10 protein-coding genes and 1 tRNA gene are annotated in these 11099 nt (G+C 60.0%); 8 read left to right on the top strand and 3 right to left on the bottom strand.

What is annotated here, in order from left to right; translation table 11 throughout:
* A tRNA-Tyr gene (locus AB5Y64_RS05150) sits at positions 1 to 82 on the bottom strand.
* A gap of 126 nt (positions 83 to 208) precedes the next feature.
* Here AB5Y64_RS05150 and AB5Y64_RS05145 point away from each other — a divergent pair.
* Positions 209 to 721 carry a VC2046/SO_2500 family protein gene (locus AB5Y64_RS05145; protein WP_219596773.1) on the top strand — a complete coding sequence of 171 codons (513 nt, stop codon included), beginning with the start codon at positions 209 to 211 and terminating at the stop codon, positions 719 to 721.
* 63 nt (positions 722 to 784) lie between these two features.
* On the opposite strand, the gene raiA is transcribed toward AB5Y64_RS05145, so the two are convergent.
* Positions 785 to 1117, bottom strand: coding sequence for a ribosome-associated translation inhibitor RaiA (gene raiA, locus AB5Y64_RS05140; protein WP_010674126.1), 333 nt, complete (start codon positions 1115 to 1117; stop codon positions 785 to 787).
* A gap of 392 nt (positions 1118 to 1509) precedes the next feature.
* Between raiA and AB5Y64_RS05135 the strand changes: the two genes are divergently transcribed.
* The 5 genes from AB5Y64_RS05135 (at position 1510) to yciA (ending at position 8803) form a co-directional block, all read left to right on the top strand.
* Positions 1510 to 4029 (top strand): EAL domain-containing protein, encoded by a 2520-nt coding sequence (locus tag AB5Y64_RS05135; protein ID WP_368203407.1) that lies wholly within the window; start codon positions 1510 to 1512, stop codon positions 4027 to 4029.
* 83 nt (positions 4030 to 4112) lie between these two features.
* Entirely contained in the window at positions 4113 to 6029 is a 1917-nt protein-coding gene (locus AB5Y64_RS05130) for a transglycosylase SLT domain-containing protein (RefSeq protein ID WP_119196799.1), read from the top strand.
* A gap of 178 nt (positions 6030 to 6207) precedes the next feature.
* Complete coding sequence (locus tag AB5Y64_RS05125) at positions 6208 to 7206, top strand: LacI family DNA-binding transcriptional regulator (protein WP_039038828.1); 999 nt, start codon at positions 6208 to 6210, stop codon at positions 7204 to 7206.
* A 246-nt stretch (positions 7207 to 7452) separates the two neighbouring features.
* Positions 7453 to 8265, top strand: coding sequence for an NAD-dependent epimerase/dehydratase family protein (locus AB5Y64_RS05120; protein WP_182954357.1), 813 nt, complete (start codon positions 7453 to 7455; stop codon positions 8263 to 8265).
* 139 nt (positions 8266 to 8404) lie between these two features.
* On the top strand, positions 8405 to 8803 hold the full coding sequence (gene yciA / locus AB5Y64_RS05115) for an acyl-CoA thioester hydrolase YciA (protein ID WP_029314261.1): 399 nt from the start codon (positions 8405 to 8407) through the stop codon (positions 8801 to 8803).
* 6 nt (positions 8804 to 8809) lie between these two features.
* On the opposite strand, the gene AB5Y64_RS05110 is transcribed toward yciA, so the two are convergent.
* Positions 8810 to 9034: a hypothetical protein gene (locus AB5Y64_RS05110; RefSeq protein WP_010674132.1), complete on the bottom strand. Its 225-nt coding sequence runs from the start codon at positions 9032 to 9034 to the stop codon at positions 8810 to 8812.
* A gap of 111 nt (positions 9035 to 9145) precedes the next feature.
* On the opposite strand from AB5Y64_RS05110, the gene AB5Y64_RS05105 reads away from it, so the two are divergent.
* Both AB5Y64_RS05105 and AB5Y64_RS05100 read left to right on the top strand, forming a co-directional pair.
* Positions 9146 to 9991, top strand: a complete 846-nt coding sequence (locus tag AB5Y64_RS05105; protein ID WP_029314263.1) for an endonuclease/exonuclease/phosphatase family protein — start codon at positions 9146 to 9148, stop codon at positions 9989 to 9991.
* Positions 9992 to 10053: 62 nt separating this feature from the next.
* A protein-coding gene (locus AB5Y64_RS05100) for an IS630 family transposase (protein ID WP_279977311.1) occupies positions 10054 to 11080 on the top strand; the annotation gives its coding sequence in 2 pieces (ribosomal slippage) (positions 10054 to 10512 and positions 10514 to 11080; 1026 coding nt in all).
* Positions 11081 to 11099 lie beyond the last annotated feature (19 nt).

Genomic DNA, 11099 nt, shown 5'->3' with positions numbered 1-11099 from the left:
TGGAGGGAGAAGGATTCGAACCTTCGAAGGCAGAGCCGTCAGATTTACAGTCTGATCCCTTTGGCCGCTCGGGAACCCCTCCCCAAGTGCGAGGCGCATACTAACAGATCTGTCGCGCTTGTGAACCCCTCTGCCGGGATTTTTAATGCTTAAAGGATCGGGTTGATGGCCGATAAGCAATGAAACCTTCATTTCCAAGATTTATCTCATGCTGCCCAGTGCGATTCGTGACCGCTTGCTCGTGGATGAGGCCCAGTTGGGCCAACGGCTCAACCAGGATCTCCGTGCGGGGGACCGTGCCGACTTCAGGCTGCACCTGGCGCTGCTGACCGATGCGGTGGAAGAGCAGCCCTGGTTTGATGCCCCGCCCAAGCCTGCGTCGGGTGAGCTGGATTGGCGCTCCCGTTTCGGTCTGATGCCCCGGGCGTCCCTGCAAGGCGGGGTGGAAGAGATCGATGCCACCAGCCTCAACGAGCGTCTGCAACAAGGCGGGTGCATGACGGATGTGAGACTCTGGCTGGCGCTGCGCTCCCCGCCACTGGTGAGCCGAACGCCCGCGCTGGATCCCGCGGTGTACGACAACCTCTCGGCACTGGGTCGCGAGCGCTGGCAGGCCCGACCTATGGGCGCTGACCCCAGGGAGGAGGCTCCGCTGATGATGCTGCCGCTGCTCGATGAGCTTGCGCAAGGGGTGGATGCCAGACTGCGCTGGCTGGGGTGACGGCACGGTAGAATGCAAAAAGGCGGGATAACCCGCCTTTTGCTTTATGAGTGGTGAACCTTGTCAGGCGTCTGCTTCGTCCGGTTGGGGCACTTCCTTGCCGGCGGCACGACGGGCGATGGGTTTCTCCGTGTGACGGTTGAGCTGGCGTTCCAGCTTCTGGCCCAGGTCCGTGATGGCAGCATAGAGATCCTCGTGCTCTGCCTGCGCAAACAGTTTGCCGTTGGGAATGCCGATAGTGGCTTCGACGATATACATCAAACGCTCTTTGGAGATGATCACATGGGGTGTGATAAGAGGCACCTGAAGACGCTCGAGCTTTTCAAAACGGGATTCAATGCGCTCGCGGATGGCTGGGGTGATGTCGATGATTTTACTGGTCATTTCGATTTTCATAATGGCCCCCTTCGGGTCGTCTTGCTTGTGTCTTCACCTCCAGATTACCCATGTCGCCAAATCAAAATGTGATCTGTGTCACGAAAAATCCCCTTGGGAATCCCGCTGTCCATAAATTGTGAGCTTTTCCCGTTTCATGCCAAAAACCGCTTGAGCTCAGTGAAACAGGCAGGCAGTATCAGCAAATAGGATCGTTTCTGTCCCCCCTCGGCAGCGCCTTGTGTCGACCCGATGTTTGGTTTTTGCCGCATAGTCTCGAATTTTCTCCACCCACATCGCCTCATCGCATCGCAAAATCATTGCCATGCGCCGGTGGAGATATGCGCGCAAACGGATATGCTTTTCTGCAGGAGTCGGGGTGGATAACGTGGTTGTAGTGGTTGGAGTCGTAGATGAAGCAGCAAGCCACCCAGATGATGTGGTTTTATGATCGGCAGCATGGGCAATGGAGCCTGTCTGATCATGTCTCTTGTGAACCCTGGGCAGGGGAGGGAACCCACCCCTGGGCCACCCAACTTGAGCGGGAAGATGAAGCGGGTTTCGCCGATTTTCTTGCAAGACTCCACGATTCCGGTCAGCCTGGCCAGTTCATCGGTCACCTGCACGATGAGGACGGCAAGGTACACCATGCGCTCTGGTACGGTCAGTATGTGCCTGCACAGGGGCTCTGTTGTGGCTGGCTTGCCCCCCTCGAAATGATGCATCGCGAGATGGATCGCGCCAACTCCCCCGCAGGCGTGACACCGCCGCTTCCCATGTTGCAGGCCCCCTTGCTGGCCAAGCTGGCGCAGGCGCTTTCCGCCAAGACGGGGCTCGATTTTTGCCAGACCCTGGTCAACGAGCTGGCCCATATCCTCGGAGCCACTGCCGTCTGGCTGACGGAGCGGGTTGGTCTCGACAGGCTGAGAGTGCTGGCGAGCCACGGCATCGACGTCAAGGAGTATGCCCTCTGTGACATGCCCTGCCAGCAGCTCTATCGCCAGGGGTCCTCCTGCGCGGTCCCCGTGAGTGAACCCCTGACCGGGTATCCCGACCTGCCCCCGGGCCAGCACTATTACGCCCAGCCGCTGCTCGATCGCAACGGTCAGATCCTGGGCCATCTCGCCCTGCTGTTCCCAAGCCAGACCCGGACCACGGATCTGGACTCTGTCCTGACCATCTTCTCGGTGCGTATGGTGGCCGAGCTGGAGCGCCTGCAAAGCGATGCCCTGATGCGGCTGTCTGCGGTGGCCTTTGAAACTCACGAAGGGATCATCATCACGGATCCCGAGTTCAAGATCCTGCGGGTCAATTACGCCTTCAGCCAGATCACCGGCTTTGACAACCAGGGGGTGATTGGTCTGCACCTTGGCAACGATCTCTGGTCGGGGCTGGGAGGGCTGGGTTACGAGCTCAACGCCCTGGATCGCTGGCAGGGGGAAACCCTGCGCCTGCACGCCGACGGTCACGCCTATCCCCAGTGGGAGATCGTCACGCCGGTGCAGGATGAGAAGGGGGGGATCAGCCACTATGTCATCTTCTTCGAGGATATTTCCGAGCGCAAGGCGGCGGAGCGCCGCATTCAGGATCTCGCCTTCTATGACGAGCTGACCGGCCTGCCCAATCGTCGTCAGCTGCACGAGACCCTGACCCAGGCGTTCACCGATGCAAATCGCAGTCACCTCATCGGGGCCCTGCTGTTCATCGATCTCGACCACTTCAAGACCATCAATGATTCCCTGGGTCACGCCACCGGCGACTGGCTGCTCAAGGAGGTGGCCAGCCGTCTCAAGCGGCTGGTGCGCCAGGGGGATTGTCTGGCCCGTCTCGGCGGCGACGAGTTCGTGTTGTTGCTGCCAGCGCTCTCCATCAGCCCTCCCCAGGCGGAGATGCAGGCCGACCTCATCGCGGAGCGGCTCATCGGGGAGATCGCCGCCCCCTATGATTTCAGAGGCCAGGTGCTGCACATCGGCGCCAGTGTCGGCATCACCCTCTTTCCCGGTCGGGAGCAGGAGGCGGGGGATCTGCTCAAGCAGGCTGACACCGCGATGTATCAGGCGAAATCGGCGGGCCGCAAGACCCGGCGCTTCTTTGATGCCTCCATGCAGTTGCAGGCCGACCGGCGTCTGCACATTCACAACGAGCTGCGCAGTGCCCTCGATAATGGGGAGTTGACTCTCCACTACCAGCCCCAGCACATGGTGGCGGGGGGGGAGATCATCGGTGTCGAGGCGCTGATCCGCTGGCAACCCCCCGGGCGTGCCCTGGTGTCGCCTGCCGAGTTCATCCCCATTGCCGAGGAGACGGATCTCATTGTCGACATCGGCAACTGGGTATTGCACGAAGCCTGTACCCAGTACGTCTCCTGGGAGGAGAACGGGATCCACGTCCCTCAGCTCTCGGTCAACGTGAGCGCCAAACAGTTCCATGCTCCCGACTTCGTCGATCGCATTCACGATGTGCTGGCGGCCACCGGCATGGATCCCGCCTGCCTCAACCTGGAGATCACCGAGTCGGTGGTGCTGGGTCATGCGGAAGACACCATCAGCAAGATGGCGGAACTCAAGACCCTGGGCATCAGCTTTGCCATCGACGACTTCGGGGCGGGGTACTCTTCCCTGAGCTACCTCAAGCGGCTGCCGGCTGACGAACTCAAGATCGACCGCTCTTTCATCCAGGATATTCCCAAGGATGGTGACAACATGGCCATCGTCGAGGCCGTGATCGCCATGGCCCGCCACATGGGGTTCAACGTGACGGCGGAGGGGGTGGAGTCCCGCCAGCAACTGGAGTTTCTGCAGGCGCAGGGCTGCCATTTCTTCCAGGGATACCTCGCCTCCAAGCCGCTCCCTGTTCCCTACCTTGAACGCTATGTCAGCCGCCAGGTACGCGGTGATCGCCCCGTCTGCACCGATAAAAATAGTGTGGCGTAGCGCCCATATTTAACGGGTAGAATGAAGGTATCTCACCACCGCCAGCGGGCGGTGGTTATGCCTCTCAAGGGAGAATACCTTTCGTGAAAGCCGTGCAGGGAATCATCTTTTCGGCGCTGTGCGTGCCAGGGCTAGTGGCACCCGCCTTTGCGCAAACCATGGAGCAGTCTCTCTATCGCCAGGCCCATGAGGCCGTGCGTGCCAATGATCAGGTCAAATTCAGCCAGCTTCGGGCACGCCTGATCCACTATCCGCTGCTGCCCTATCTGGATTACTACCAGCTTGCGTTCCGTCCCGGGGCGGCAGACTACAACGATGTGACCCGCTTCATCCGCCAGCACGGGGACACCCCCCAGTCCAACCGGCTCGAGCGCAGCTATCTCACCTATCTTGCCCAGAGCCAGCAGTGGTCCCAGTTCCTGCGCTTCTATCCGGCCAAGCCAAGCTCCACCGATCTGCTCTGTCAGCACTATCAGGCCCGCTACTACACGGGGCACCAGAGTGAAGCCCTGCAGGAGGCAGGCAAGCTCTGGTTGAGCGGTCAATCCAGGCCCGATGCCTGCGATCCTCTGTTCCAGCTCTGGCAGCAGGCGGGTCTGCGTACTCAGGAGAAGATCTGGGAGCGTATGAACCTGGCTTTCGAGGCCCAGAACCCCAACCTCATTCGCCACCTCGGGGCCCAGCTCGGCAGCGGCATGAAGGGGTATGGCGATCAGATGATCGCCCTGTATGACCAACCCGTGCGGGCGATGAATCCGGCCAACTTCACGGCGGCGCCCCCGTCACGGCATCTGCTCTCCCTGGGGCTGGCCCGCTACGCCAACCAGGAGCCCGACGCGGTTCTGCGCCAGCTGGGGGAGATGACCCGTCGCTTCGGCCTGAACCATGCCGAGGTGAATCGGGTGGAGAAGGCGGCCGCCCGCCGCCTGTTGTTGGACCGCTCTTCTGACCAGCGTGCCTGGCTGGATACGGCCCTGGTGCGGCTCAAGGATCCGGAGCTGGTGGAGCTGCGGGCCCGTCTTGCCATCTGGGAGCAGGATTGGCGCGGCCTCGAAGGCTGGGTCAAGAGGATGCCCATGGGGCTGCAAAAAGAGGATCGCTGGCGTTACTGGATGGCGCGCTCGCTGGAGAAACAGGGGCGGCAGAAACCGGCGCGGGACCTCTATCTCGAGACTGCGAACCTGCGCGGCTTCTACGGCTTCATGGCGGCCCAGCGCACCGGTGTGCCCTATCGCATGAAGAACCAGAGCGTGGCGCACAAGGTGCCGGACTGGCAAAGTGCCAGTCGCCGTTGGCCCTTCCTGCTGCGGGTGCGTGAACTGCTGGCGATGAACGAGATCACGGCGGCCCGCTCTGAGTGGATCCACAACATGGATCGCAACAGCGTGGCCCAGCGCCTGGAGTTTGGCCACATCGCCCTCAACCAGGGCTGGCACGAGCTGGCGATCCTCTCCAGCATCCGTGCCGAGGCCTGGGATGCGCTGGACCTGCGCTTCCCGCTGCCCCTCAAGCGCACCTTCTCCCAGATGGCACAAGAGCGCACCATGAACACCAGTCTGCTCTACGCCATCTCCCGTCAGGAGAGCGCACTCTATCCCCTGGCCCAGTCACCGGTCGGGGCGAGGGGGTTGATGCAGCTGATGCCTGCCACCGCGAAAGAGACGGCCGGCAAGCTTGGGGTGCCCTATCGCAACGAGCAGCAACTGTTCGACCCGGCCATGAACATTCGTCTTGGCAGCGCCTACCTCAAGCGCCTGCTGGATGTGTATGACGGCAACCGGATCCTTGCGGCGGCGGCTTACAATGCGGGTCCTGGCCGGGTCAAGCGCTGGCGCGAGCAGAGCGACAACAAGCCGATGGATGTCTGGGTGGAGAGCATCCCCTATCGGGAGACGCGCAACTATGTCCAGAACGTGCTCTCTTTCGATCTCATCTATCAACACAAGCTGCAGCAGCCTTTGCGTTTTATGTCGGAACGCGAGCTGAATCACGCCTATTGAGTTCGGGGGGCAGTCGTTGTGGCGGCGGCCTCCCATTCTTGCCCCAAAATGGTTATCATCCCTTAAGCTTTGTTACAAAAGGAAACCTGCCAGGTGATCGGGCGCCGCGTCTTGGTCTGTCAGGTTCGATACAATGCCCGATCATCACTGACAGGCTTTTCCAACAAAGGAATCGAGAGTGGCAACGATCAAAGATGTGTCTCAGCTGGCGAATGTCTCCATTTCGACAGTGTCTCGAGTGATCAACAACACGGCGCAGGTGGCGCCCGAGAAGCGCGAGGCTGTCCTCGCGGCCATGAAGGAGCTCAGCTTTCGTCCAAACAGCTTCGCCCAGGCCCTGGTGAGCAAGCGCTCCAACTGTATCGGTGTGCTGGTGGGGGATCTGTGTGGCGGCCCCTTCTTCGCCCAGATGATGCGCGGCATCGAAAGCATGGTCGACAAGGCGAACAAGTTCACCATCGTGGTGTCCGGCAACCACGACGCGACCCGTGAGCGGCACGCCATCCAGGCGCTGCTGCAGCGCCAGTGTGATGCCCTTATCCTTCACAGCAAGGCGCTGCCTGACGAAGAGCTCAGCGAGCTGGCGTCGGGCACGACCCCCATCGTCTTCATCAACCGTCAGGTGCCAGGCTGCGAGGATCGCTGCGTCTGGCTGGACAACCAGGCCGGCATCACCACGGCTTGCCAGCATCTGCTGGACGCGGGACATCGCAAGATTGCCTTCGTCACCTCCGATGACGAGGAGTTTGTGGATGGTCAGCAGCGGATGGCCGGCTATCGCTTCGCCCTGCAACGGGCAGGTATCGAGCTGGATCCTGCCCTCATCGGCCGTGCCTATGCCGACGAAAAAGGTGGCTATGTGGCCATGAGCGAGCTGCTGGCGCGCGGCGTCGAGTTCAGCGCTGTGCTGGGTTTCAACGATGCCATGGTGGCGGGGGCCATCTCCTGTCTGCTGGAGCGGGGTTACAAAATACCCCAGCAGGTCTCTGTGGTCGGTTTTGATGACATCCCCTATGCCCGATACATCTATCCCAAGCTCACCACGGTACGTTACCCCATCGAGGAGATGGGAGAGCGGGCCGCTGAGCTGGCCCTGAGGCTGCTGGATCACAAGCCGGTAGAGGGGCTGGCGCTCAAATTCGAAGCCGAACTGGTACGGCGGGAATCTGTGGCCTGAGTCATGAAGTTGGCCCCGTGCGGGTCGACTTTTTTGCAAAACAGTGAAAGCGCTTTCAGAAATCCTTTTCAACTGTGATCCGCTTCAAAGCTTTTTGACCGCGCTGCCACTAGGATAGGCCCACGAATTAGGAGCGTGCGCTCCCGATTTTCCCGCTGTGGGAGGTAACCGGTTAATCCGGCTATTTCCTTCGTTACTTTCGACGGTCATCATTGGATGGCCGTTTTTTTTTGTCAGGATCCGGGTATGACGAACGAATTTGAGTATCAGACGGGTATCGTGGGCGCCGGTTGGCTGGGGTTGCCTCTGGCCAGGGCATTGCAAGAGCAGGGGCAATCTGTCGCGGTGACGGTCAGTACGGCCGAAAAGGCTGAACGGCTGCGGGGGGAGGGTATTGCCGCCTGGCCGCTGTTGCTTACCCCTGACATGGGATCACTGCCTTTTCGCTGTCATGACCTGGTGATCTGTGTGCCCCCCAGCAAGACCGGGGATTACCCGGCGTCCGTGGCCAGCTTGTGTCGACAGGCGAGGGAGGGGGGGGGTCAGAGGGTTCTGTTTATCAGCGCGACTTCGGTCTGGGGGGCCGGACAGGGGGAGGAGGATACGCCCGCTCCAGTCCATGACAGAGGCTTGCGGATGCGGGCGGCCGAGCTTGCCGTGCTGGAAGGGCATGTTGACTGCGCCATGATCTTGCGCCCGGCCGGACTCTATGGTCCTGACCGTCACCCCGGCCGTTTTCTGGCGGGCAAGACGCTGGCCGGGGGAGGCCAGGCTGTGAACCTGGTGCATCTGGACGACGTGGTAGCCGCCTGTGAGCTGATGCTGGCCCGGGGGCAGGATGGGGATGCCTACAATCTGAGTGCCCCCGTCCACCCGCGCCGGGAGCAGCTCTACCCCTTCGCGAGCCGCCTGCTCGGGCTGGTGCCGCCGCAGTTCGTTGAGCCGGCGGGGGAGTTTGCTCCCATCGAAGGTCAGCGCATCTGCCAGCAGCTTGGTTTCGTCTATCGCTGGCCGGATCCGGCCCACTGGTTTGCGGACGGTGCGGCCTTGAAGGGCTGAACGGGTCGTCGCCATCCGGGCCCCGGAGTCGGTCATCTGGCGTGCAAACCAGATACGGCGCGCGCTCCGGGACAATTGAGGTTTGCCAAGGGGGGGATCGCCCCCTATCATGCCGCCATCCATGATAAAGAGAGCGGTAATGATGGAAGAGACCAAGCGCCACCCCGATGGGGAGCTGTTGCTGAGAACCCTGGCAATGCCAGCCGATACCAACCCCAATGGCGATATCTTCGGCGGGTGGATCATGTCCCAGATGGATATAGGTGGGGGCATCATGGCCAAGGAGCTGGCAAAAGGGCGCATCTGTACCGTCTCGGTGGAGGGGATGACCTTCCACAGCCCGGTCAAGGTGGGTGACGTGGTGTGCTGTTACGGTCGCTGCCTCAAGATTGGTCGCAGCTCCATGCGACTCAAGCTGGAGGTCTGGGTCAAGCCGGTATTGCGGGAGAACGAAGCCCAGCGGTACTGCGTGACCGAGGGCGTCTTCACCTATGTGGCCATCGACGATCAGGGCAAATCCCGCCCCGTCCCGGTCTGAGTCTGCTCAGATGAGCCGGGCATTGATGATGGATATTTCCTGCTCAAGCCCGGTTTTTTGCCGTATCATGCGCTCCAGCATCTCTTCCGACCCCACGCACTGCCGGGTGTCGAACAGACAGAGATCACATTGGGGATCCCGCCTGATTTGATAGACGGTGGAAAGCTCCACTTGATGACAGGTTCCCTGTTGATCGTAAAATGTCACGCGGTACTGGTGCTGTCTCGCCATCGTTGAATTCCTTCTGGATGAGTCGGGCCGGACACGAATAATGAGACTAGTCGGCGACCGTGGCCTGTGTGAGGGCCATGTCGTCTTGCAGAGGCAGGTGATTGTTAGCCAATGAAAAATAGTTATCGGATTCTGGGAACGTCCCTGCTGACGTTGGGGCTGGTCGGTTGCTTCGAGGTACCGGATCAAGATCATCTGGTGACTGCGGCAGGTATCATACCTGGCGCAAGCTGTGACAGACCACCTCTGGTGGCGCTCGCCTCCACGGCCTTGCCGAGGGAATTTGGCATCACCGTCTGGAACCTCTACAAGGGACAACGCAAGAACTGGCGGGAAGGGCTGGATGAGTATGCCAAGTCCCAGGATCTGGTGCTGCTGCAAGAGTCGGCGACCCGGCCCGAGATGCTGGACTGGCTGAAGAGAGGCGATTTCCAGTGGCAGCAGTTGCAGGCCTTCACCCAGGGAGGTGTCTCCTTTGGCGTGATGACGGTGGCGAAAACGCCGCAGGCGTTTGTCTGTGGCGTCCGTTCCCCCGAACCCCTGCTGCGCATCCCCAAGTCAGGTCTGGTCAGTCTCTATCCCTTGCAAGGGGATCCTGACGGCGTGCTGGTGGTGAATCTCCATGCGGTCAATTTCGAGCTGGGCATGGCGACCTTTCGCGAGCAGCTCAACGATCTGACTGCGTTGATCCATCGCCACCAGGGGCCGGTCATCCTGGGTGGCGATTTCAACACCTGGAGCGACAAGCGCGCGTTCTGGTTGAACAAGCTGGTGGGCGAGCTTGGCCTGCAGGAGGCCATACCTGTACCTGATCTGCGTCGCACCGCCTTTGGCCGGCCTCTGGATCACCTCTACTATCGCAATCTGGATCTGGTGGAGGTGAGTTCACCTGCTACCGATGCCTCTGACCACAACCCCATTCTGGCGCGCTTTGCGGCCCAGGCTATCACTCCCTGAGTCATACCAATCAGATTAAAGATGTGATCTAATTGCTCTATTCTGGTTTCACTGTACTCAGTATGTCCGATCTAATCGATTTCTTGGCCCTCGCCAAGGCAGAAACCAACGCCAGGAAACGCATGCGATTCCTGGCGTTAGCACACTTTCAAGAAGGTCATTCCAGAACTGACATTGCCCGCTTTCTCAAAGTCAGCCGCACAAGTGTCAACAAATGGGTGAGCAACTTCTTGCTACACGGCGTGGCGGGGCTGGATAGTGTCCGTCCACCAGGCCGACCCGCCAAGCTCGGCGCCGAACAGCTATCCCAGCTTAGCGAATATATCGACCAACAAAGCCGGCTGGCCATCGGGGGACGACTGCAAGGTACTGATATTCAAACGTATATCGAACGAGAGTTTGGTGTGGCCTATGAACTCTCCAATGTCTACCGCCTCCTCAGAGAGCTGGGGTTTTCCTGGATAACCAGTCGCTCACGACATCCGAAGCAGGATGGGCAGGTGCAGGAAGCTTTTAAAAAACTTCCAGCTGGAAACGATCCTTAACATCCCGGGTCATGTTGCGCTTGCCAATGTCGATGTCTGGTTTCAGGACGAAGCCCGGTTTGGTCAACAAAATACGACTACCCGACTGTGGGCCAGGCGTGGCAGTCGCCCCCGAGCTATTCAGCAACAACAATTCGAGTACGTCTATCTCTTCGGTGCCGTCTGCCCTGCAACCGGGACAACGGAAGCCTTGCTCAGTCCTCTGGTAAACCGGGAGGTGATGAAGCAGCACTTGGCACTGATTGCAGCACGAACAAAGCCGGGTCGTCATGCGGTGGTGATCATGGACGGCGCCGGATGGCATACCATGGAATGTGCGGATGACTTCCCCAATCTCAGCCTGATCAAGCTCCCTCCCTATTCTCCCGAACTCAATCCCATTGAACAGGTATGGAGCTGGCTTCGTCAGCATGTGTTGGCTAATCGCAGCTTCAAGGATTACGACGACATCCTTGATGCCTGCACATCGGCCTGGAAGCACTTTATTGCCGATGTGGAGCGGGTGATGTCACTTTGTAGCCGAGATTGGATAAAACTGACCTAATGTTTAATCCGATTGGTAT

The organism is Aeromonas sp. R5-1 (genome assembly GCF_040908265.1).
GTDB classification, from domain to species: Bacteria; Pseudomonadota; Gammaproteobacteria; order Enterobacterales; family Aeromonadaceae; genus Aeromonas; species Aeromonas caviae.
Note: the sequence above shows the minus strand (reverse complement) of the source record. Positions and strands in the feature narration are given on the sequence as shown.